The organism is Enterobacter sp. MGH119 (genome assembly GCF_001037675.1).
Classification (GTDB): domain Bacteria; phylum Pseudomonadota; class Gammaproteobacteria; order Enterobacterales; family Enterobacteriaceae; genus Enterobacter; species Enterobacter hormaechei_C.
In genome coordinates, this window is sequence record NZ_KQ089930.1 from 44,796 (window position 1) to 67,410 (window position 22,615).

Consider the following 22,615-nt stretch of genomic DNA (forward strand, 5'->3'; position numbering starts at 1 on the left):
TCTCTTTCCTGTTCTTTGTCACTAATATGCATGCCCTGCGGGCTGAAATGTTTAAGAGCTGCTTTCAGTTTCATGCGGCCACCTGCTGTTTTTTATAGAAAACCATTTCACGAACCTGATCGCCGTTCATGAGCATGTCGTTAAAGTCCCCTTTATCCGGCCAGTAGATACTGACCTTTTCGAGGTCGTTTTTTGCCATCAAATTGGCATGAGCACATTCCATAGCAGCCGCTAAACCGGTAGCACTGTTGACGTCACGGTCTGCAAAAATGATGAAGTTCTTCACGCCAGCCGGCACACGGAATTTCTTCATGAACCCGCTGGTCATGGTTGCCCAGGTGTTGACCCCGTAAAGCTGGTGCGCTGACAGAGCTGTTTCGATGCCCTCGGCGATGCCCAGCGTGGTGGTAACTGGGAACATACGGATCGCCACAGAACGGGCGTGATCTAGGTAACTTTCTTCCTGAAGTGATTTTTGACGCTTCGCCCCTGATGAATCTTTCAATTGAGCTTTCCGGTTTCCGTCCAGCAAGGTTCTGTGCAGATAGCACAGCTCGCCCTTGTCATCTGTTGCGAGTGAATACAGGCTCTGGAAAACCTTTCCGCCGTAGCGCTCATGATCGTTGAATCTGATAGCGTCCTGCGGGAGCTGGTAGACACCACGGGAGCTGAGATACTCAGCCGCGGATGTGCCGCGCAGCGGTGCAAGCTTCGAAAACTTACTGATCACCCTTTTGCGCAGGCTGCCAGCGTTACTGGTGACCGGTATTTTTTCCCGAGCAAAGGTATTGCCGATCAACTCGTCGATTTCACGGCAGATCTCATTGAAGGGTTTGCCCTGGGTTTGCGTAACCAGTTTTAATCCATCACCGCTGCCGCAGGTACAGATCCAGGTGCCGGCACCGTCACGATCATCGATACGGAACTTTCCAATCGAATCACACAGAGGGCACTTCCCCTTAAAGTGATTTTTACCGGTGATCGGCGGCAGGCCGTAATGCTCAAAAATCATGGCCCAATGGCCTTTTGCTGCTTCTACCGTTTTCATGCTCGTTTTCCTAACTGCTGTCTGATGTCGCTGACGTGTTTAAGCGCCTGTTGAACTCTTGCCGGGTTCGGCTGCTCTTCTGCCTGCTTTTGCAGGCGCTGTTCTTTCTCGCGTTGCTTAGCGAAGGAGATCTGTTTGTGCTTAATGAAGTTTGAAACTGTCGGCGTGATGTCCATCGGGTAATCGCTCAGGCCGTTCGGCCATACGCCAAAACGTTCGCGGAAGGTATGAGAACACCAGGCATCGCTGACAGGCTTTTTCCCGAGCGATACGCGCTGGCGCTGATAGAATTTGATCTGACTCCACCAGGCTTGTTTCTCTGCTTTCGTCGGCTGGCGCTGCTCGCCCCCAAGTTTTTTGAGTTTTCGCCAGGTGTCGGTATCAATGTCCTCACCGGCCAGCGGCTTATGGCCACATTTAGGGCAGACATAAATACCAGCTGGTTTCATGAAGTGGCATTGCGAACATTCGTGCGGCAGCTTCTCCGCCCTTTCCTCAGCGGCCCGGCGCGCGCCCTCTTCCATCCCGTCAGATTTTCCCGGGAGATCGTCATATTCGATAGAGTCCGGATAACCAAGGCGGTGCACAGTGCCGCTGTGATCGAAGATAAGGCAGGAATCTTTACCTGGCGCCGTGCGCAGGCCTCGCCCGATCGCCTGTAACCAGCGAATTTCGCTCTTAGTTGGCCTGGCGTAGATAATGCAGCGAACATCACTGTCGAACCCGGCCACCAGCACGCCCACGCTGACTATGATTTTTGTGGCCCCAGTCTCAAAGCGATGGATGATGGTCTGTCGCTCTTCGGCCGGAGTGTCTGCGGTCATCACCTCGGCATTAACACCGGCCTGGTTGAACTGGATGGTCAGATAATTGGCATGGGCCACATTGACGCAGAAAGCGATTGTCGGCAGATCCCGGCCATTCTCAAGCCAGTTCTGGACGATATCGCCAACCAGCGTGGAACCACACATGATCTCCGCCAGTTGAGTCTCGTTGTAGTCGGTACCGTACTGGAGAGACGGAGAGGTTTTAACGCCCTTCAGATCCGGCTTAGTTGGCGCGTAAAATTCGTATTTACTCAGGTCGCCACGCTGGATCAGCTCGCCGATGGTGGTTGGCTTAATCAGTCGGTCATAGTATTTGCCAAGGAACGGGGAAAATGGTGTCCCCGAAAGGCCAATCACTTTCACGCCTTTTTCGCGCAGGCGTTCGATATCCTTCAGAATGCGTTTTTTTCGCAGGTGCGCTTCGTCGATAATCAGCAGATCAATATTGTCAGGGAACACGCGACGAATAAGCGTATCAGCGCTGGCAATTTGTATTTTGAGGGAAGGATCGTAGTTTGGGTGATCCGCCCAGACATAGCCGATTTCATCACCCGGCAACCCGTACTCCACAAAACGCTTCGCGGTTTGGGTAATGAGGATCTGGTAAGGCGCGCAAAACATTACCCGCATGCCACGACTGACGAACCCGGCAACGATGAAGGCGGCAAGTCCTGTTTTACCACTGCCCGTCGGCGAGTACACCATGAAGGTTTCTGTATCCTTCCAGTTACGGCGCAGCTGATTAAGGGCTCGTTCCTGTGCAAAATTAGGTGTGATCGTCAGCTGCATTGTGCGGACCCCGCGGTAATGAGATAATAATTTTGTGATGTGGTTTTCATGGATTCCCCCTCACATGGCTGGTGGCCTCCCCAAAGGCTGCCAGCCTCCCTTCTGAATCAGTTCCCCTGAAAAATCACTCTTCCAGAAAGAACCCTTTTTCTCAGCGCCTGAGCGCTCTGTACTACCTTGCTGATACAGGCTTTTTTTAATTTCGCCTTTAAGACAGTGATCTACTTAACCAATGGATCTCTCCTGTTGGAAAAGAACCTATTCCTACCCCTACACCCAATCCCCCCTTACCCCCCTTTCCCTCTTCCCCATAAAAACGTACTGCCTACCTAGTACACATGAGGAGCTGGGTCAGTTGGTTGCCAACCTGAACAGGCACCTTTAAGCCTGTTCTTGTCCGGGTACCTTTAAACCCGCAACAATCAGGAACGCGTTGGCGTTCCGGCCAGGGGAGGTTCGGCGGTATACCCCTGTAAAGCCATGCCGTGATTTCTCACAAACAGGCGAAGCCGCATATTTGCTTCATGCCTTGCCCGGTTCTCCTTGCGGTATGAAACGGGCTCGGCTTCGAACGATTCCTGATACACAGCTGCATAACGCTGAATGGCTTTTTGTCGTGCTGCTGCCGTGAGGCTCAGTAACTGCTGCTTGATCCACTCTTCATCGGCCAATGCATATACTGACGGGAGCAGATCGGATTCACGCTTCATCCCTTGCGACATCATCTGAAAATACCTCGTCCAAACTTGTATTCAGACCAAGCTGTTTAAAGGCACTGACAATCCGCTTTCCGACAGCAACATCAGGAATCCTTCTTCCTGTTTCGTAGTGGCTAACGGCCCCTTGGGAGCTATCGATCAACGCAGCCAGCTCTCCCTGAGTTACCTTTGCTTTGCGTCTAAGGCTCTTGATTCCACTCATTCGATTATTCTCGCATAAATAATACATAACGTACTATACACGCTCATCGTAATAATACAAAATGGAAGTTGCTCACTAAATACAGAATGTAATAATCATGACTATGAAACAGAGATGGCAGGACCTGGCCAAAACCAGGATGAAAGAGGTCGGCATGACTCAAGAACAGCTGGCAGAGGCGCTCGGCATAACGCAGGGCGGCCTAGGCCATTGGCTAAATGCCAGACGCGAACCAAACCTAGAGGTTATAGCCAAGATTTTTAACATATTGAAAATGCCAGGCTTCGTAGTAAACGCTGATGGCACGGTCAGCGACTCAAGAGCCGATCACAATGTAAGTTTTAATAGCATTAACGAATCCAAGGGAAGTTACCCTGTTATTAGCTGGGTTAGCGCTGGAGACTGGATGGAAGCAGTAGAACCGTATCACCGTAAAGCGATCGATAGATGGTATGACACAACCGTAGAATGTTCTGAGGATTCATTCTGGTTAGACGTCCGAGGCGATTCAATGACATCACCAGCAGGGCTGAGCATACCAGAAGGTATGGTGATACTTGTCGATCCCCAGGTGGAAGCAATCAACGGGAAATTGGTTGTAGCGAAACTCGACGGTGACAATGAAGCTACATTCAAAAAGCTTGTTATAGATGCTGGTCAAAGATTTTTAAAACCCCTCAACCCCCAGTACCCCATAATCCCTATAAATGGCAACTGCCGTATTATCGGGGTTGTGGTCGACGCAAAAATCACCAACCTCCCATAAAATGGCCGCGAAAGCGGCTTTTTTTATGCCTCAAACTTCCTGCGATCAACTAAAAAACCTTCAAAAACAAAATGATGTGAAATAATACGCACAAATACTCCGTTTTGTATTGATCTTATTTAATACGTTATGTATTGTTTATGCATTGGCGGATTAATGGAGTGCATAAGATGAGTACAGAGAAATTTTTTCAACTTGTAGATATTCCCGATTACCGATTCTCTTCTGACAAAGAGAAATGTCATGACATTGATTTTGACAAAATTGCTACTGATTGCGATACAAAAACAATCTCTATTTTGGAGGCCATCAATCATATAGGGGTTAGCATTATGAATGAGGTTGAAGAAAAGAATTTGAATAAAAATAAAATAATGACTTTATCTGGCGTGATTTCCGACCTCGCTGAATTAGCAATGGCTACTAACAAAATTGCCATATCAGCGACCTACTCCTCTGGTTATAAGGATGCAGAAAATGTCTGAAATCACATTGCATAAAGCGGCATCAAAGGCATATCAGGCTGAGATTGTCGCAAGGATGCTTGAGAAGTACCCTCATAAGCTTACCAACTCAGATGTAGAATCAGTCGCATCACTATTGGCAGACCTCATTGGTCCAGTTGCAGCTTATCTTATCGAGGCAGAGTCCAAAAACCCTGCTTAAAAATTATTAGTCATTTTGATTACAGGAATATTCCTGGGGATTTCTGTAATCAAATTCAGGTGAATCATGATTAATCCACAAGCATTTAAAACAGCTCAATTATTTTGCTCAACAGGTTATTGGCATATCGGAATGCTTTATTTGAAAAAGGCTTATGGCAAATGAAAATGACTAACTTGATAGACACATACCGACGCAGAATTTTAAAAGCAGCGTTATTACGCCACCAGCGTAAAACAGGCAGTAACTGCCTTGTTATTAAGCTCAATAAAGGGGGTATTAACACGGTCGAGTTAACAGAGATTCTTCTGGATGGATTATTACGAAAATTCGAAAGACTTGCGATCAGTGAGTACGGGAATGTCGAAGGCGTAAAAGCCATCAGGGGAATTTACAGCAGTGCTGTTGATGTAAATGGCAGCGGTGAATTCCTTACGGATAGCGGGAAGGAGTTAATCGACGAGCTCATTTCTGAGCTGGTTGAGTTCGTCAAAAAACAAAAAGTGGAGTCTCCGAAAACTGAGGGTCATGTAATGGGGGGATCTGATGGCACTGACAGCGATAAGAATTCCTGAGTGGGTTCACCTCAAAGCGGTACACGTTTTAAGTCAGTTCAGGGCAAGGCGCATTCACCCTTGCCGTATGCACGGCTCCGGGAATTTGAGCCTCAAAGTTAACCATCGCTGGCGGCTACTCTCCCGCGATGGCGGCAAGAACTGGGAAGTAATGAGTCACGAACGATACAGCAAAGTTAAGGACCGGAAATGAAAGATAAACGCACCGTAAGCATGATTGACCTGGCATTACAGAAACACGATACGCCAGTTGGCCCTTTGTTCGTAGCAGTACGTCACGGTCGTATCAAAAAATGCTTCACGCGAGATACGGCGATCCGCTATCTGGCTTTCTTCATGACCACCGAGGCTTTTGAGCGTTCAGGTTTTCCGCAGCATCACCCGCGAGTGCGTATTGATCGCGATGATATGGAGGTATGGCGAGACGGGGAAACGAAGGCTGAGTATCTGGCCGCCCACCAGCGTTGTGTTCGCCGTCTGCGTCGCATCCTGGCGCGCAAGCGAGAAATGGAGAAATGGTGTGAGAAATGGGACGCGATGCATGACCGATTCGTTAAAGAGGTTGATGCTTTGCAGTCCTGCAAACCTGACGGGGTGAAATGATGAAGCCCTTCATTTTCAGCATCATTGTTTCCATGCTGCTGGCGGCCACAGTTATCGGCGCGCTGATTGAATATAAATTTTTGGTGAGGTAGCGAGGCGCTCCATGAATAAGCCAGTTTTAGAAATTATTAAGCGTTGGACCCGTCTAGCAACGGAGGCCAAGCAGTTGGGGCTTACCACCATCCCCATCGACCCGGAAAATATGTTGATGGTGCTGGGTGTAATGCCGGACAGTTCGGCGGACTTTTCCGCCGATTACCAGAATGACTATCAGGATGCGATCGACATTCTGCGCAAGAGAGCGGCCAGCGAACTTGATGGCGGTTTTAGAGCGCACCACAACGCACTTATCTATGCGGCAAATGAACTGGAAAATGCCCAGGCATTTGGGCGGGAGGTCGGTCATGAGTCTTGATTGCGTACCACTTTCAACCTACTGCCGGAACGCCGGAGAAACGGTTGAAGCCGTTAACAAACGGATACAAAGGGGGTTATGGAAAGAGGGTGTCCATGTATTAAAAGTCGATGGCGTTAAAGAGCGCTGGATAGACTTAACGGAGGTTTCGAAGTGGGCAAGAAAGAACAAGGATCATTATCTCTCCCAAGAGGAGTAACCATTCGCCAGCATAAAACTGGCGATACCCTGGTGATCACATTCACCTACAAGGGGGTTCTCTGCCGGGAGCCCCTTTCCAGAATGGAAGCAAACGCGCGCGGCGTGAAGTATGCCGAGCGCCTGCTGGGGGAGATACAGAACCAGATTGCCGGCGGCACATTCGATTATGCGAAATACTTCCCCACCTCAAAAAAACTGGAGCTGTTCGGGGTAGTGAAAAAAACCAAAAATATAAAGTCCTATCTGGACGAGTACCTTAAAATCTGCCAGAACCGCAACCTTTCTCCGTCGACTATTAAAGGTTATGAAAAATGCCTGTCGGCGTTGTCAGCTCTGCATAAGCTCCATGTGTCAGAGCTGACACCAGCGGTTCTTAAAAACTGGATAGCCAGCCGGAAAACAAAGCTGAAAACTACAAGAAATAACCTTTCGTTTCTGCGCAGCGCCATCGATGAAGCGGTCACGGATGGCCTGCTGACCATTAACCCGGTAACCCTTGTCAGCGCCAGCCGATACCATGTGATCGACAGCAGCCCAAGCGCCGACGATTATGAGGTTGATCCATTTACGCCAGCGGAAACCCTCGCGATTTACAAGGGTTGCAGATATCCGGAATGGGAAAACCTGTTCCGCTTCGCCTTCAATACAGGCCTGCGGAGTTCCGAGCTGTGCGCGCTACGCTGGCCTGATCTCGACACGATAGCAAACACAGCTCACGTAAAAGCTGCCAGTGTCGTAGGGGTACTTAAAGGTACCAAAACAAAAGCCGGTACACGTAAGGTGGAGCTGAACAGTGAGGCGCTGGCAGCTTTGCAGGCGCAGAAACAATACACCTTTTTGAAAAGCGAATTTATATTTAGCGACCCGAAAACGGGAGAGCCTTGGGCGAACGCTGACGCTATTCGTAAAAAAGCATGGGTGCCGACCCTGAAAAAAGCTGGTGTGCGCTACCGTAACCCATACCAGACGCGACACACTTTCGCCACCAAGCATATTAGCCAGGGCGTGAACCTCTTCTGGCTTGCCGGGCAGATGGGCCATAAGGGGCCTGAAATGATATTCCGCAATTACGGTAAATACCTGGCAGAATATGACGGTAAAACCGCGATTTCAGCCGCTCTGTAGCGGGGTGAATATTTCAAAATGTTGGACGGAATCAGGACGTTAGAAAGACCTCAATATGCACGTAAAATGCACTTGAGGTATATAGCAGCAGTAGAATTGTTTATTTTCAATGAGTTAAATATATTTCGGACGCGAGTTCAACTCCCGCCAGCCCACCAAATAATGATACGGATATGTCCGGTGAAGTACAGAAAGCCCGCACGGCACAAGCCCTGCGGGCTTTTTTGTATCTATCCCTTCTCGCCCAGCGCCCCCTCACACGCCAGCGCCAGCACCATCAGTGCCGCCTCATCCTCCTGCACCGATAACATCTCCATCCCCACCGGCAGACCGATACGGCTTACGCCACAGGGCAACGTAATGGCAGGCAGGCCGCTGATGGCGGCCAGTTCCGGCGCGCAGCCTGGCGGCATCTTCGCCATACTTTCTGGTAATCGTTGTACGGTGGGATACACAAATCCGTCGATGCGCTGCGCCTCCGCCACCTGGCAAAGGTTCTGCCGCAACAGGCGCTGAAAGCGACGCCCCGCCAGCCAGAGCGGGGTTTTCAGCGTGTTACTCGCCAGCATCTGACGTAGAAACGGCGCAAACTCCGGCAGGAAAGCGCCGGAGTCCACAATGCTCGTCAGTCCGGAGGGAGCGCCAGGCTGTTTGCTAAGCCAGTCGTCAATCGCCACGCGAAATTCATACAGACTGAGGCAGGTGGCCTGCCTCACCTCTTCAAGGAAAGGGAGTGAAACCTCCACCAGCGTCGCTCCGGCACGGCGCAACGTGTGCAGCGCCGACTGCCAGACCTCCAGCTGTACCTCATCCTCTCCCTGTAACGCGGTTACCACACCAAAGCGAACGCCTTTCAGCGAACGCACAGGAAGCGCAACCGGCGGCAGGCCATGGATCACCGCATGCAGCAAGGCGGCATCTTCAACGCTATGTACCATTGGCCCAACGGTATCTTTGCTGGGCGAGAGCGGCGCCACACCGTTAAGCTGTGAACGGCGAAAGGCAGGCCGTAGCCCCACCAGCCCGGTATAGCTACAGGGAATGCGGATAGAGCCGCCGGTATCGGTACCCAATGCGCCATCCGCCATTCCCGCCGCCACGGCCGCAGCGCATCCTCCGCTGGAACCTCCGGCGGTGAGTGTCGGGCAAAGTGGATTCGCCACATCGCCCCCCAGCGAGCTTCGCGAGCGCACATCGAACGCGAACTCGGACATATTGGCCCTGGCGAGAATAATCGCCCCCGCGCTGCGCAATCGCTGCACCACCCGTGCATCCGCTGTCGCGTTAAGTGAGGCCAGCGCCCGGCAGCCAAGAGTAATGGGCATCGGCGCGCAGGCAATATTATCTTTGACGATCAGCGGCACGCCGTGCAGGGGGCCGATCGGTTCTCCACGTCGACGCTGCTGCTGATGCTGTTCCGCCTGAGACATAGCGTCAGGGTTAACCCCGAGGATCGCGTTGAGCGCCCGGTGCTGCTGTATGACGTCGATACGGTGGGCAATTTCCTCCGGGCAGTCGTCTGGCGGTATCAGGCGCTTCATAGTCTCAGGCTCTCTCGTGATGAAAACCGGGCAGAAGGCTGCCCGGGATACGTTTTAGTCCCGCATGCCGGTAGTAATGGCATCAATGTCCTGCGGACGCAGACGAATTTCCGCCGCCCGTCGGTGCCCCTGCATCCCCTCGGTACGGCTCTGGCGGATCGCCGGTTCTGCGATTGCCGGGATACCCTGCTCGTCAATCCACTGATGGGTACAGATTTTGACGTACGCGCCAACCCACAGACCGCCGGTATAGCGTGCCGCCGCCATCGTCGGTAACGTGTGGTTGGTGCCGCAGCATTTATCAGAGAACACCACACTGGCGTTCTGACCAATAAACAGCGAGCCATAGTTGCGGATCTTCGCCGCCGTCGCGTGCGGATCGCGGGTATGCACCTGCAAATGCTCCGTCGCCATATGGTCAGCAAAAGCAATCAGCTGCGCTTCATCTTCGCAGAGCACAATCTCACCCTGCCGGCGCCACGCCTCCCCCGCCGTTGCCGCCGTTGGCAGGCTGGCGAGCTGACGCTCAACCTCCGCCAGGGTACGCTCAGCGATATCCCGGCTGGTTGTCGCCAGCCCGACGCGGGTATGAATATCGTGCTCTGCCTGCGCCAGCATATCGGCGGCCAGAATGCGCGGGTCGGCGCTGTCGTCCGCGATAGTGAAAATCTCGCTCGGCCCGGCGAGGGCATCAATGCCGACCCGACCAAAAACCTGGCGTTTCGCTTCATTAACGAAGGCGTTGCCTGGCCCAACGATTTTGTCCACCGACGGAATGCTCTCCGTTCCCCAGGCCATAGCCGCAATGGCCTGCGCGCCGCCAACTTTGAAAATGCGGTGCGCGCCTGCCAGATGGCAAACTGCAATCATCGCCGGATGGGCGCCCGGGGGCAGACAGGCGATAATCTGTTCACAACCCGCCACCGTCGCAGGAACAATCGACATCACGGGAGCGGAGAGAATCGGATACCGACCGCCCGGCACGTAGCAGCCCACCGTCTGCACCGGGATGATCCGGTGACCGAGATGCACGCCAGGCAGCGTCTCTACCTCCAGCGGCTGCATGGTCGCCAGCTGCGCCTGCGCAAAACGACGCACCTGATTAATCGCAAACTCACTGTCGCGGCGCGTCTGGGCATCCATCCCCTCCAGTGCTTCGGCGATCTCCTGCTCGCTCACCTCAAACTGCGCGGGCACGACCTTATCAAACTGCTGCGAAAAGGCTCTTAGCGCCGTATCGCCTTCGGTTTTCACGCGCTCGATAATGGCGCTGACCTTCTCCGTCAGGGAACGATCGGCCTGCGCATCCTGCCCCTGCGGGCGCTTAATCCAGCTCACCTTATTTAACATTTACGCGTCCTCCATCTGGCCGAGTTTGATCTGCGCCAACAGCGCCAGATGGTCGTAAACCACCCACTCATCAACAATTTTTCCGTTGACGATGTGGTAGTGCGACATGCCCATCACAAACAGTCGTTCTCCGGTCGGCTTGCCCAGTTCGCCGTAACCCAGGTGATGCCCTTCGATGATCCAGCGAACGGCCACTTTGACGCCGCCTTCATCGCACGGGTTGGAACAAATATGCTGCGGCAGCCACGCGCCGTCAGGGATCATCCCCACCAGCGCCAGCGTCTGATGGGTTACCGCCGCGGTGCCGTACAGCTCTTTCATCAGCGGACCGTGCCACTGTACGTTAGGCGCATACACTTCTTTGATCTTGCCAAACATCCGGCGGTTGTAGATCTCATGCAGCCAACGCAGGCACTGCTCCTCAGTATCAGTGTGCGCAATGGATACATCGCACTCCATCTCCGGCGGATATTGCCCCAGCATGCGGCCGTTTTCGCCGATGTCCATCACGCGGAAGCCTTTATCGAACTGCTCTTTTGCCATATTAAATGCGATTTGATCGGTGTTCAGGCCAAGCTGTTTCATTAACGACATGTTGTCGCTGACCACCCACTCCCGATAAATTTTATTCTCGTGGATCATGCAATCCGCCACGGTCCGGGTAACGAAGGAGCGGTTGGTCGGCTTGCCTAAATGGCTGTGCTGGGTATGCCGCCCGCTTCCCGTCACCAGGTGAGAGGTATAAAAACCGTCAACATCATTTCCGTTCCAGATAACCTGGGTTGCCATTCCGCGCCGTTCCGGGAAGGCAATTAAGCGTTGCAGCGTATCCTGTACCACCTGTTCACGGTTATAGAGTGTCCCCAGCGCGTTATACAGCACGCAGTTATGGGTATAGTGAGAATAAATTAAGCCGACATCGCGCTCGTCCCATATTTTATGGGTGCAGCGAACGATATAATCGACAATATCGGTATAGCAGTCATCAAAGCCGCGTAATGATTGCACACGCGGTCTTTTTTCCGGTACCAGATCGACAAAATCACGACGCTCCACCTGTAATACAGGTTCCTCTTTCAGCGATTTCACGCTGCTTTTTTCGGGTACGGCTGGTGCTTTATTTGTTGCTTCGGTGGAAGACATATAAACTCCTGCTCTGTTTTCAGACAATAAGAACCCGCACCCGTAAGTGAGGGTGAATTAAACACGGTTAATATTTGCAGCCGGAATAAGGGGGCTGCCGCCCCATTAATTAAATATTTGCGACCAAATCGCTAATTCATCGATCCCCAGGTATTCACGGAAAATTAAACCATCACGTAATTCAAGCTGGCTGATACCGGTAATTGATATGGGTTTACGGGTCGGCGCACCAAATTTGCCGTAACCGTCATGCCAGGTTAACAACGACCAGCGCAATGAAAGTCGAATCGGCTCATTAGGATCTTTACGCACAATCAGGTGATGAAGTTGCGTTTCGCTGTCGGCAAATGAAGCGCGATAACCGGAAAGCTGTGCGCCAATTTCCTGTTCGCCGGTGCAGAGGCAGTGCCCCGGCGCGTACAGCGTCGCCGCCGGGTGATAGAGACCGGGCACCACGCCGCTGTTACCGCCCGCCCACATCGTTAAGTAGCGCTCAACGACCCCGGCCAGCGCCCCTTCCACGTCGTCGCCCTCGGGCCCGCCCGCCCAGCGGGCGTCCAGCGTCTCAGCAGACACAGATTCCAGCCCAAGCTGCTGGCGCATGGTCGCCAGGTTAAAAGCAAAGTCGCGGACATCCAGCCCCAGTTGCGCCACAATCGCGGCACGATCCTGAAGCAGCCACTCCTGGCGTACGGCACCATCAACACAAATGCGATCGGCCCAGGTGCGGACCCAGACATTTTTCCCCGTCGGCGGGCCAAAAAATCCCTCCCCCTGATGCTGAATGCGGGCTACGGTACGCTGCGCCGCATAGTACTCATCCCCCGGGTTCTGGCTGCACAGAATATCCTCCGTCAGCACCGCTCGCTGCGGGAAGCTGTGCATCGCCTCAAGCGTCAGGCGCATAAACTGGGAAAGCTCATGCAGCTGTTTTTCGGGGGTAGTGAAAACCACTGGCGTGGCGTAAAAATCCGCCAGCTGGCCGATATCTTTCTGCTCCCACACCACGTGCGTCAGCGTCAAAATGAACTGCTGGATAGAGTCGAATTGAGGGCTGAAGCCCCGCAATCTGGTCATGTGCGCTCCTTAGACTGGAATAGCGTTAAACCATTGGTTTCGATAACGCCGCTGCGTGGGCGACGCGCCGAGTGGCGTATCACCAGCGTACCGGGCACCGTAATCTGTTCAGGCTCTATGGTTCCGCTGTCAATTTGTTTCATTAACAGTTCCACCGTGGCATCCACCATCGCGCCGACCGGCTGCGACGCCGAGGTCAACGCATAAGAGGGCCAGCCGGAAGGGCCAATGTCGTCATACCCGACAACGGAGACCTCCTCCGGAATGCGCAAACCAAACTCATAGCGCGCCACATCCATTACCGTGACGGCCATATGATCGTTGGCGACAAAGACCGCATCCGGCGCGGGGGACGTCGAAAACAGGGTATAGGCTGCCCGGGTGGTTTGCTGAGCGTCGTAATTCCCGTGCACCACCCGCACATCGGTGATGCCATGTTCTTCCAGCGTGGAGATGAACCCGCGCTGGCGGGCAATATTGACCGGGGAATCGGCCACGCCGCCCACGTAGGCAAAACGCTTGTGCTCCCCCGCCAGCAGAAACTCGGCAATCTGCCGCGCGGCCGCTTCGTTATTACTGTTGACGCTGGAGGCCATGCCACTCTCTTCGCTGCGGTTAAACAGCACTACCGGGATCCCGGCGGCAAGGCACTCTTCAGATAACTCCAGCGACAGCGTCACCGAGGCCAGCACAATACCATCCACCCGGTACTGCATAATCTGGTCAAAAATACGGTCAACGTTGCCCTCCCGGTCGCCAACGAACAGCAGCAGGTGATAGTTCAGCGTATCCAGCTTTTGCGCCAGCGCCTCCAGCACCTGCGAGTAAAAGGGGTTATCAAAGTAAGAAATGACGACACCGATAATGCGCGAACGAGCCGTGTTGAGCGAACGGGCGATCGCATTCGGGCGATAACCCAGCTCGCGCGCTGCCTTCAGCACTTTTTCACGCGTTGCCGGCGAAATGCTCGCCCCCGGCGTGAACGTTCGCGACACCGCAGATTGCGATACCCCCGCCAGCTGAGCGACCTGTTGGGATGTGACTGCTGCAAAAGTCTTACGTTTCATTACCCCTGATTCCTTATCAACGTCCTGCCCATTTGCGCGTGCTTCAAACGCCTCAGCAAGTGGGTGTTTTTTATACTTACACCACCTTTGCATGCGTATGCAACACAAAAAATTAAAATTCTCACAACAAGATCGAGATCACTTTACAAACATGAAACCTTTTCGTAACTTCAAATCTTGAATACGTATGCAAAGAGTTTTCATACCGTCAATGGTACCGGAGAGAACAGGAGTCGCCCAAAGGATTGAACCGGTAAACGTCGTCCCTGACTGGTTATAACCCATTAATTCTCAAGAGGTTCAAAACCATGTTTCAAGCACTGTTACGCCGTCGGGAAGCCCGGCTCTTTTTTATCATCAGCATCCTGTTCTTTATCTGCATCCATAGCATTGATGCATTCCTGGCCCCCATGATGATCAACCAGGGCATTGAGCCACAGATCATGGGCATCATTATGGGCGCGTCTGGTCTGGCAACCCTTCTGATACGCTTCCCGTTAGGCATTATTTCCGACGTGGTTAAAAGCCGCAGGATCTTCATCCAGATTGGCCTGCTGCTGCCAATTATCGCCTGGCCGATTGCCTGGCTTGAACCCAATGCCATTACGCTGTATCTGGCGAAAGCGGCAGACGGCGTCACGGCGGCGACCTGGGTGCTGTACAACATCCTGTTCATGCGTTACTTCGGTCGCAACGAAGCCCCTGCCGCCGTCGCGCTGCTGGCGCTTGCAGGGCCCATCGGCGTGTTTCTCGGCAACTGTATTGGCGCGGTGCTGATTCACTATTTCGCCAATAACATCGCCTTTTTTGTCTCCTGCATCTCCGCCCTGGTGGCGTTGATCCTGACGACCCGCATTCAGGACGTGCACGACCCGGTTCAGGCCCCCACGCTTAAAGCCTGCATTACCGGCGCGCGCCAGCAGCTGGCCGACCGTTCCGTCTGGCTGATTGGCATTCTGGCGACCGTCGTCATTCTGGTGCCCTTCGCCACCCGCGACACGCTGACGCCGGTCTATGCCGAGCAGCTTGGCGCCCGGGCGGGGATCCTCGCGCTGCTGGGTAACATTCACCTTCTTTTTTACGGGCTGGCCATCGCCCTGTGCAGCTCGGTGTTTTATCAGCGCCTTGGGCTGGTAAAAACCGCCGTGCTCGGCATCGTTTTACAGGTGATATCCACTTTCGGCATTCCCTTCACCAGCAATATCTATGTTATTTACCTGTGGCAGGCGCTGGCGGGGTTCTCGTTCGGTATGGCCTTTGCAGCATTCATGTCGCTCAGCGTAGTGAATACCTCGTCTGATGAACAATCCACGCGAATGGGGCTATTCCAGACCATTTATTCCTGCGGCATGTTTGTCGGGCCGGTAATGATGGGCGTAATGATGCAACATATTAACCTGTCGTCCGGTTATATATTGATTGCCGCCCTTTCCGTTGTGGCCGCTATTGCCACGCCGCTGTCCGCTCGATGGGTATATGCCCGTAAATCGCAAACCTCAGCCCAATTATTAAAAAACGGTGCGTACGCTGCCGCGCCGGATCAATAACCCTTTCTGAAGTAAATACCCTTTCCCGGCTCGCCGGGAGGACAACTGACATCTGAAAAAGGTAAGGAGAAGCGAGTGTCCTGGAAATTAAAAACCGGTAAATCTACCGAAGAGCGCCAGCAAGCCAACCAGCAAATAAGAGAAACGGTTGAACAAATACTTGCGGATATTGAAAAACGCGGAAATAAAGCCATTCGCGAATTATCCATTAAATTCGATCGTTATGACCGTCAGGATTATCGTCTGACGTCCGCGGAGATTGACCGCTGCATAAAACAGTTAAGCCGTCAGGATATTCAGGATATTGAATTCGCCCAACAGCAGGTCGCGAATTTTGCCCGCGCGCAGAAAGAATGTCTGCGGGACCTGGAAATTGAAACGCGTCCCGGCGTTATTCTCGGGCATAAAAATATTCCGATTAACGCCGTGGGATGTTACGTGCCTGGCGGAAAATATCCCCTGCTCGCCTCCGCGCACATGTCGATCATCACCGCCAGCGTGGCGGGATGCTCAAGAATTATCAGCTGTGCCCCGCCGTTTAACGGTCAGCCCGCCCCGGCGATCGTCGCGGCGCAAAAAATGGCTGGCGCAACGGAAATCTATGCCCTTGGTGGCATTCAGGCGATAGGCGCCATGGCGCTGGGCACGGACTCGCTGGCACCGGTCGACATGCTGGTCGGCCCCGGTAACGCCTTCGTCGCGGAGGCCAAACGACAGCTGTTCGGCCGGGTAGGTATCGATCTGTTTGCCGGTCCGACGGAAACGCTGGTGATTGCCGATGACACGGTTGACGCGGAAATGTGCGCCACGGATCTGCTGGGCCAGGCCGAACACGGCGTCACCACCCCTGCCATCCTGCTGACGAACTCGCTCCAGCTTGCCAAAGAGACGCTCAGCGAAGTGGAACGGCTGCTGGAAAAGCTCCCTACCGCCGACATTGCCCGCCAGTCGTGGCAGGACTACGGGGAAATCATCGTCTGCGACAGCTACGATGAGATGCTGCTGGAGGCAGATCGTATCGCTTCCGAACATGTTCAGGTGATGACCGACCGGGACGACTGGTTCCTGGCTAACCTGACCAATTACGGCGCGCTGTTCCTTGGACCACGTACTAACGTGGCCTACGGCGATAAGGTGATCGGCACCAACCACACCCTGCCCACGCAGAAAGCCGCACGTTATACCGGCGGCCTGTGGGTGGGCAAGTTCATGAAAACCTGCACCTTCCAGAAAGTCCTCAGCGACGAAGCCACCGCCGAAATCGGCAGCTATTGTTCGCGTCTGTCGCTCCTGGAGGGGTTCGCCGGACATGCCGAGCAGGCCAATATTCGCGTGCGCCGTTATGGCCAGACGGAAGTTCCCTACGCCACACCGGCCCCGGTCAGGGAAAAGGTGTAAGCCATGACGCTTTTGCAAACGCCCTCTTTCACCCTGCACGGCAAACGCGCGCTGGTGACCGGCGGGTCAAGAGGGATTGGCTTCGCTGCCGCCGTCGCCCTCGCACAGGCAGGGGCAGAGGTCTGGATTGCCGCCCGGGGCCGCGAGGCGCTTGCGCATGCCGCAGGTCTGGCAGCGGAACACAGCCTCGCATTCCACCCGCTGGAACTGGATATTACCGACGCTCAGGAGGTGGAGCGTGTGCTGGCGACGTTGCCCACGCCCGACATTCTGGTGAACAGTGCCGGGCTGGCCCGCCACCAGCCGTTTCTTGAGGTAAACGAGGAAAATTTCGATGCGGTGATGGCGCTTAACCTGCGCGCCACCTTTTTTGTCAGCCAGCGCGTGGCGCGCAGAATGCGGGCGGGCGGTAAGGGGGGATCGATTATTCACATCTCATCGCAAATGGGACACGTTGGCGGCCCCGAGCGTAGCGTGTACTGTGCCTCCAAATTCGCGCTTGAAGGGTTAACCCGAACGATGGCGCTGGAGCTGGGCGATGCGGGGATCCGCGTCAATACGCTGTGCCCGACCTTCATTGAAACCGACCTGACGCGTTCGTCGCTTGCCGATCCGGCGTTCCGCCACTACGTGCTGGACAATATCAAGCTGCGCCGGCCAGGCAGGCTGGAGGACATTATGGGGCCGGTAGTGTTCCTCGCCTCTGAGGCCGCCGGGCTGATCACCGGCAGCGCCCTGATGGTTGACGGCGGCTGGACGGCTACGTGAGGGATGCAATGGAATATCCGCTTCTGGACAATACCGATCTACCGCTGGTGCTGCTTGGTGGCACCCTGTGTAACGCCCGGCTCTGGCAGCCCCTTATTGAAAGGCTGAACATCTCAGCGGTGCTGTGCATCACGCTGACGGGCGCAGAGTCCGCGCCGCAGGCGTCACGGCGGTTATTAAAGGTTCTGCCGCCGCGCTTTCTGCTGGCGGGCTTTTCGCTCGGCGCGATTGTCGCGCTGCAAATGGCCGCCGACGCGCCAGAAAGAGTGAACGGGCTGACGCTGATTTCCGTTAATCCGTTGCCCGTTGCGCCAGACACCCTCGCTTCACGCCGGGAAGCGGTACACACCGCACAGGCGCGGGGCCTGGCCGACTGGCTGGTCTCCTCGCTGTGGCAGAGCTATGTCGCCCCGTCACGTCTGTCCGATCGGATCCTGCAAGAGACTATTTGCCGAATGGCGCAAGAGTGCGGCATTGAGACCTTTGCCGGGCAAACGGAAATGGCCATTCACCGGCAGGACAACCGGACTGCGTTTAACGCCCTCGCCTGCCCCACATTACTTCTAAACGGCGCGCAGGACGTTATCTGCACGCCTCATCATCATCAACTACTGGCAGCAGGCAATGCGAACGTGACCAGGCATACGGTGGAGGCTGGCGGGCATTTTATTCCGCTGGAAACCCCGGATGAGATCGCGCCGCTGCTGCGTCAGTGGATAACGGAGTGCATACAGTGCGCAAAAACAGTTTAAAGACCGCATTTCTGGAAAATACCCCGATCGTTAACGGCTGGCTGGCAATCCCCTCCGGGTATAGCGCGGAAATTATGGGCCATCAGGGTTACGACGCCGTCACCGTCGATTTGCAGCACGGCATGATTGATTTTGCCAGCGCGTTGTCGATGCTACAGGCGCTATCGGCCACGCATGCCGTGCCGCTGGTGCGGGTGGCAGATAACGATCCGGCGCAAATCATGCGCGTATTAGACGCAGGAGCCTACGGCGTAATCTGCCCGATGATCTCCAGCGCGGAACAGGCTCGCCGTTTTGTCGCGGCCTGTCGCTATCCACCGCTGGGGGTTCGCTCCTTTGGTCCGGCCAGAGGTCTACTCTATGGCGGCAGCGATTATCCACAGCACGCCAACGACGAGATCCTGACGCTGGCAATGATCGAAACCCGCCAAGGGCTGGCGGATCTTGACGCCATCCTTGATACCGAAGGGCTGGACGGTGTGTTTATTGGCCCCAACGATCTCTCGCTGACGCTGACCGGCAGTGCCAGCGCCGAATCCCAACATCCCGAAATGCTTGCTGCTATTGAGCGGGTGATTCACTGCTGCCGCCAGCAGCAAAAGATTGCCGGTATTTTCTGCACTTCCGGCGCGGCCGCGGCAGCGCGTATTGCTCAGGGTTTCCAGTTTGTTACCCCTGCAAACGACGTTATGCAGCTGGGTCGCGCCTCACGTGAAGCCATTGCCCTCGCCCGCGGCAACGCCATCCCTACCACCGGTGCATCCGGTTATTAAAAGGAGAAATGATGAAAACTATCCATCTTACCCAGAGCCAGGCACGAACACGGTTAATCGCCCCCGACGATATGGTCTCCTGCAATCTTGCTTTTATTGATTGCAAGCTGCCCGGCTCGCATCTCAAACAAAACTATTCCTTCATCGGCCCGGGTGTAACCCAGTCCAGCGAGCAGGTCGTCAATATTCCCGAGCCGCACGGCTTTAACATTGGCGCGGCGGCTATGCCAAAAGGGGTGACGAATAACCTGCATCTGCATTTCACCGCAGAAGTGTTCCTGATCCATGAAGGGACGTGGCGTTTTCGCTGGGGCGCCAACGGCGAGCATGAAGCTGAATTTAGCGCGCCCACCATCCTCTCAATACCGACCTGGATCTTCCGCGGTTTCACCAACGTCAGTAAAGAAGATACCTGCGGCATGGTATTTACCGTGCTCGGCGGGGACAACACGGGCGGCATCATCTGGCACCCGTCAGTGCTGGCGGCCGCCAGCGAGTACGGTATGTATCTCAGCAAGGATAATATGCTGATTGCGCAGGAGCCAGGTGAGCCAACGCCCGATCCCGCCGCGCTGCTGACGCCGCTGTCAGAGCAATATATTGCCGGTCTGCGTGACTACAGCGTTGAGGAGATGCGCCAGCGTGCGGTAACCGGCGATGACCGCCGCTGGTCAGCACAGGGACTGCTGGATTCGGTGCTGCCGGGACACGGCGGCGAAATTGCGCCGGTTATCGGTTTCGGCATTTCACAGGATCGGGATTCCGCTCCCGCTATCCTGAGCCCGCACGGTTTTTCCGTCGAATGGTTGCGTCTTGCTGACGACCACATTGTCGGTCGCCATCTCTGCCCGGATATTCAGGTGATCATGGTCTTTAAAGGCCAGCTGGAGGTGACCTGGAACGAGGCGGGTAAGGAAGTCAGCATTATCGCCCCGGAACGTTCGGTGATCTCCATTCCGGCAAACAGCTGGCGCCGCTACCGCGCGGTTGATGGCAATGTGGAGTTTATTCTGACGACCCGGGGCGATCAGCGTAAGCGCCTCTACTGGGACGAGGCGATCCTGCACGAGGCGAGAGAACACAATCGCTGTATCGATCCTGATGGCTACGTGGCGGATGCCGACATCCTGCCAGCCACGGCCCGTCGGGCCGGTGCGATACTGGCAAAATGGCTGGCGGAGGCCTGACTGGGCTTGTGCTCGTCATCACGATACTGGCGCAGATTGATCACTGCGCCATTGTGAATACCCACATACAGCCCTGATCGGACCTTCTTAAACGTCACAATTATCCGACCATCCTCTTCTCCAGAACGGTGATATTTTTCCCTGCAATATTTTCTACCGTGAAATTATCCACATACAACAAAATGAGTTTCAGTCCTCTGCCGCTTTCAGCCAAAAGAGAGGCATCGAACGTCGCGTCGTCACGCACCGCCGCGAGACGTTCAGCGGGAAATTTATCGCCATCGTCCGTAAAACGCAGCGCCGCGTCCGAGACGGTAACGATGAACTCCACGGTGAAGCAACGTTCCGGATCCTCATGTAGCGCATGACGAATAATGTTGGTAGCCGTTTCACAGGCGGCGAGATCGAGCGCAAAGCGCCAGTCATCGCTAACGGACAGCGAAGCCATCTGACGCTCAAGCCATGCCGCAAGCGGCGAGACGGAGGTTAACGTGGCGGGAAAAGTAATGTCGTTAGCCACAGTCAACTCACTGATTTAGATGCGAAAGTGCCGTAGCGCGATCCGGGCAAATGCGAAATATGCGATCCATACGGGTCAGGGTGAACATGTTGCGTATACCGGGGTTCAGCGCACACAGCATCATTTCACCTTTACCATTCATCATCTTCAGCAGGGAAACCAGTGCGCCAAGGCCGCTGCTGTCGATAAAATCGATTTTGCTGAAATCGACTATCAGGGCTTTACGATCCACCCCAATCTCCCGGGCAATAGCTTCCTTAAATACCGCCGCCACCGAGGCGTCCAGTCGGCGCACCGAAGGCGTCATAATGTTTACGTCGTCCAGTCGGTCTGTATCAATGTTCATCGTTTACTCCTGTACGCTCAATCACTAATAAGGAAACATCGTCCGCCATGGCCTGCTGTTCACGGTATTTTCCGCTGCGCCAGCGTATAAGATGCTGCGCAAACTGCGGTAAGAGCCGTTCCAGTGCGAGCGTGGCGTCATCCTGAAGCCGACGCTGCAAACGAGCCTGACCAAACTGTTCGTTGTCAGGATTTTCACACTCGGTGATGCCATCGCTAAACAGGCAGAGGCGCTCACCCGGCGCCAGCGAGAAGCTTACGTCTGACCAGCTGAGATCCGGCATCAATCCTACCGGCGCGCCGCCTTCACCTACCGTCCTGACCTCGCCGCCAGGGTTCACAATGAACGGCGTAGGATGCCCGGCCTGGCAAAGCTTGCCTTCACCTGTTGTCAGGTCGATAACACCGTAAATCATGGTGAAATAACTCATTATCTCAACCTCTTCGCTGCAAAAGCGACCATTCAGGATCCGAACGACTTCCGCAGGGGAGGCAACGTCGCTATCGTCTGCAAACAGAAAACGCTCTACCGCCCTGCCATGCAGAAACTGACGGGCCACGGCAAGTGACATCATCGCCGCACCAACGCCGTGCCCCGACACATCTACACAGTAGAATCCCAGGTGATTGTCCAGCGGGAAGACATTGAAAATATCGCCGGACACCCAGGCTGACGGCAAAAAAATCCAGTCTGCAAAGTAATCCCGGTAACGCAACTGATGCGCAGGCAGAACCGACTGCTGGATCCGCGCCGCCACTTCAAGGTCTTGCTCTATCTGCCTTAACGCCTCACTGAGGCGTGCATTACGCGTAGCAAGCGTGGCCTCAAGGGACAGAACCCGTGCCCCCGCGTGCAATCGCGCCCGTAGCTCACTCTGCTCGACCGGCTTGTTGAGAAAATCATCCGCACCGGCGTCAAACCCCACCGTCAGATCGCCCGGCTCTTCGCGTGCGGTAAGCAAAATTAAATAAACATAATGTCCGAACTGACGGCTGCGAACCTCCCGGCACAACGTCAGGCCATCCATTTCCGGCATATCCCAGTCGCTGATCACCAGGCTGACTGGCTGGTTTTCGAGGATCTCAAGCGCGGCAACGCCGTTCTCCGCCTCGTAGACGGTATACCCCCACTGCGTCAGCATTCGGCTAAGCAGGCGACGATAAACCAGTGAGTCTTCAACTATCAGGACGTGCTGTGACAACATACGCCC

The 22,615-nt window shown here is 54.6% G+C and carries 26 protein-coding genes; 14 read left to right on the forward strand and 12 right to left on the reverse strand.

The features are described 5' to 3' along the window. Positions 1 to 70: 70 nt before the first annotated feature. The 4 genes from SK53_RS11595 to SK53_RS11610 all read right to left on the reverse strand — a co-directional run bounded on the left by SK53_RS11595 (position 71) and on the right by SK53_RS11610 (position 3,585). The gene (locus SK53_RS11595) at positions 71 to 1,048 is read right to left on the reverse strand and encodes a toprim domain-containing protein (protein ID WP_048209460.1); all 978 of its coding nucleotides are present in this window, start codon (positions 1,046 to 1,048) and stop codon (positions 71 to 73) included. Further along, positions 1,045 to 2,664: a DEAD/DEAH box helicase gene (locus SK53_RS11600; protein WP_048209462.1), complete on the reverse strand. Its 1,620-nt coding sequence runs from the start codon at positions 2,662 to 2,664 to the stop codon at positions 1,045 to 1,047. Before SK53_RS11600 ends, SK53_RS11595 begins: the two co-directional genes overlap by 4 nt. Positions 2,665 to 3,086: 422 nt before the next feature. Beyond that, positions 3,087 to 3,389: a hypothetical protein gene (locus SK53_RS11605; protein ID WP_048209463.1), complete on the reverse strand. Its 303-nt coding sequence runs from the start codon at positions 3,387 to 3,389 to the stop codon at positions 3,087 to 3,089. After that, positions 3,364 to 3,585, reverse strand: a complete 222-nt coding sequence (locus SK53_RS11610; protein WP_004152162.1) for a helix-turn-helix transcriptional regulator — start codon at positions 3,583 to 3,585, stop codon at positions 3,364 to 3,366. The genes SK53_RS11605 and SK53_RS11610 overlap by 26 nt, the downstream gene beginning before the upstream one ends. A gap of 97 nt (positions 3,586 to 3,682) precedes the next feature. Here SK53_RS11610 and SK53_RS11615 point away from each other — a divergent pair, with 97 nt between their 5' ends. The 8 genes from SK53_RS11615 to SK53_RS11650 all read left to right on the forward strand — a co-directional run bounded on the left by SK53_RS11615 (position 3,683) and on the right by SK53_RS11650 (position 7,936). Further along, positions 3,683 to 4,351 carry a LexA family protein gene (locus SK53_RS11615; RefSeq protein ID WP_032682163.1) on the forward strand — a complete coding sequence of 223 codons (669 nt, stop codon included), beginning with the start codon at positions 3,683 to 3,685 and terminating at the stop codon, positions 4,349 to 4,351. Between the two features lie 170 nt (positions 4,352 to 4,521). Beyond that, the gene (locus tag SK53_RS11620) at positions 4,522 to 4,836 is read left to right on the forward strand and encodes a hypothetical protein (RefSeq protein WP_023294924.1); all 315 of its coding nucleotides are present in this window, start codon (positions 4,522 to 4,524) and stop codon (positions 4,834 to 4,836) included. Then, entirely contained in the window at positions 4,829 to 5,017 is a 189-nt protein-coding gene (locus SK53_RS11625) for a hypothetical protein (protein WP_048209465.1), read from the forward strand. Before SK53_RS11620 ends, SK53_RS11625 begins: the two co-directional genes overlap by 8 nt. 167 nt (positions 5,018 to 5,184) lie before the next feature. Then, entirely contained in the window at positions 5,185 to 5,592 is a 408-nt protein-coding gene (locus SK53_RS11630; protein ID WP_048209710.1) for a hypothetical protein, read from the forward strand. Between the two features lie 189 nt (positions 5,593 to 5,781). Continuing rightward, positions 5,782 to 6,195 (forward strand): hypothetical protein, encoded by a 414-nt coding sequence (locus SK53_RS11635; protein ID WP_048209472.1) that lies wholly within the window; start codon positions 5,782 to 5,784, stop codon positions 6,193 to 6,195. Between the two features lie 103 nt (positions 6,196 to 6,298). After that, on the forward strand, positions 6,299 to 6,610 hold the full coding sequence (locus SK53_RS11640; RefSeq protein ID WP_048209474.1) for a hypothetical protein: 312 nt from the start codon (positions 6,299 to 6,301) through the stop codon (positions 6,608 to 6,610). Beyond that, positions 6,600 to 6,809, forward strand: coding sequence for a hypothetical protein (locus tag SK53_RS23935; protein WP_048209475.1), 210 nt, complete (start codon positions 6,600 to 6,602; stop codon positions 6,807 to 6,809). The genes SK53_RS11640 and SK53_RS23935 overlap by 11 nt, the downstream gene beginning before the upstream one ends. Beyond that, the gene (locus SK53_RS11650; protein ID WP_048209477.1) at positions 6,764 to 7,936 is read left to right on the forward strand and encodes an Arm DNA-binding domain-containing protein; all 1,173 of its coding nucleotides are present in this window, start codon (positions 6,764 to 6,766) and stop codon (positions 7,934 to 7,936) included. The genes SK53_RS23935 and SK53_RS11650 overlap by 46 nt, the downstream gene beginning before the upstream one ends. A gap of 230 nt (positions 7,937 to 8,166) precedes the next feature. On the opposite strand, the gene SK53_RS11655 is transcribed toward SK53_RS11650, so the two are convergent. The 5 genes from SK53_RS11655 to SK53_RS11675 form a co-directional block, all read right to left on the reverse strand. Then, complete coding sequence (locus SK53_RS11655) at positions 8,167 to 9,477, reverse strand: amidase family protein (RefSeq protein WP_048209479.1); 1,311 nt, start codon at positions 9,475 to 9,477, stop codon at positions 8,167 to 8,169. Between the two features lie 54 nt (positions 9,478 to 9,531). Continuing rightward, on the reverse strand, positions 9,532 to 10,827 hold the full coding sequence (gene hisD / locus SK53_RS11660) for a histidinol dehydrogenase (RefSeq protein WP_022651679.1): 1,296 nt from the start codon (positions 10,825 to 10,827) through the stop codon (positions 9,532 to 9,534). After that, positions 10,828 to 11,970, reverse strand: a complete 1,143-nt coding sequence (locus SK53_RS11665; protein ID WP_032659993.1) for a nuclear transport factor 2 family protein — start codon at positions 11,968 to 11,970, stop codon at positions 10,828 to 10,830. It lies immediately after the preceding gene. A gap of 105 nt (positions 11,971 to 12,075) precedes the next feature. Then, positions 12,076 to 13,047, reverse strand: coding sequence for a nuclear transport factor 2 family protein (locus tag SK53_RS11670; RefSeq protein WP_015571630.1), 972 nt, complete (start codon positions 13,045 to 13,047; stop codon positions 12,076 to 12,078). Beyond that, positions 13,044 to 14,114, reverse strand: coding sequence for a LacI family DNA-binding transcriptional regulator (locus SK53_RS11675; protein ID WP_003862277.1), 1,071 nt, complete (start codon positions 14,112 to 14,114; stop codon positions 13,044 to 13,046). Before SK53_RS11675 ends, SK53_RS11670 begins: the two co-directional genes overlap by 4 nt. Before the next feature lie 308 nt (positions 14,115 to 14,422). Here SK53_RS11675 and SK53_RS11680 point away from each other — a divergent pair, with 308 nt between their 5' ends. The 6 genes from SK53_RS11680 (at position 14,423) to SK53_RS11705 (ending at position 20,539) form a co-directional block, all read left to right on the forward strand. After that, the gene (locus tag SK53_RS11680; protein ID WP_003862274.1) at positions 14,423 to 15,661 is read left to right on the forward strand and encodes an MFS transporter; all 1,239 of its coding nucleotides are present in this window, start codon (positions 14,423 to 14,425) and stop codon (positions 15,659 to 15,661) included. Between the two features lie 75 nt (positions 15,662 to 15,736). Then, positions 15,737 to 17,059, forward strand: a complete 1,323-nt coding sequence (gene hisD / locus SK53_RS11685; RefSeq protein ID WP_003862272.1) for a histidinol dehydrogenase — start codon at positions 15,737 to 15,739, stop codon at positions 17,057 to 17,059. A gap of 3 nt (positions 17,060 to 17,062) precedes the next feature. Continuing rightward, entirely contained in the window at positions 17,063 to 17,827 is a 765-nt protein-coding gene (locus SK53_RS11690; RefSeq protein ID WP_003862271.1) for an SDR family NAD(P)-dependent oxidoreductase, read from the forward strand. Between the two features lie 8 nt (positions 17,828 to 17,835). After that, the gene (locus tag SK53_RS11695; RefSeq protein WP_003862268.1) at positions 17,836 to 18,579 is read left to right on the forward strand and encodes an alpha/beta fold hydrolase; all 744 of its coding nucleotides are present in this window, start codon (positions 17,836 to 17,838) and stop codon (positions 18,577 to 18,579) included. Continuing rightward, positions 18,561 to 19,352: an HpcH/HpaI aldolase family protein gene (locus SK53_RS11700; protein WP_048209482.1), complete on the forward strand. Its 792-nt coding sequence runs from the start codon at positions 18,561 to 18,563 to the stop codon at positions 19,350 to 19,352. The genes SK53_RS11695 and SK53_RS11700 overlap by 19 nt, the downstream gene beginning before the upstream one ends. An 11-nt stretch (positions 19,353 to 19,363) precedes the next feature. Continuing rightward, complete coding sequence (locus SK53_RS11705; RefSeq protein ID WP_048209485.1) at positions 19,364 to 20,539, forward strand: cupin domain-containing protein; 1,176 nt, start codon at positions 19,364 to 19,366, stop codon at positions 20,537 to 20,539. A gap of 100 nt (positions 20,540 to 20,639) precedes the next feature. On the opposite strand, the gene SK53_RS11710 is transcribed toward SK53_RS11705, so the two are convergent. From SK53_RS11710 to SK53_RS11720, 3 genes are read right to left on the reverse strand one after another with little or no spacing between them, the layout of a single operon-like run. Next, positions 20,640 to 21,059, reverse strand: coding sequence for an ATP-binding protein (locus tag SK53_RS11710; protein ID WP_022651685.1), 420 nt, complete (start codon positions 21,057 to 21,059; stop codon positions 20,640 to 20,642). A 7-nt stretch (positions 21,060 to 21,066) separates the two neighbouring features. After that, the gene (locus SK53_RS11715) at positions 21,067 to 21,405 is read right to left on the reverse strand and encodes an STAS domain-containing protein (RefSeq protein WP_003862258.1); all 339 of its coding nucleotides are present in this window, start codon (positions 21,403 to 21,405) and stop codon (positions 21,067 to 21,069) included. Continuing rightward, positions 21,395 to 22,609, reverse strand: coding sequence for a PP2C family protein-serine/threonine phosphatase (locus tag SK53_RS11720; protein WP_032609966.1), 1,215 nt, complete (start codon positions 22,607 to 22,609; stop codon positions 21,395 to 21,397). Before SK53_RS11720 ends, SK53_RS11715 begins: the two co-directional genes overlap by 11 nt. Positions 22,610 to 22,615: the final 6 nt, after the last annotated feature.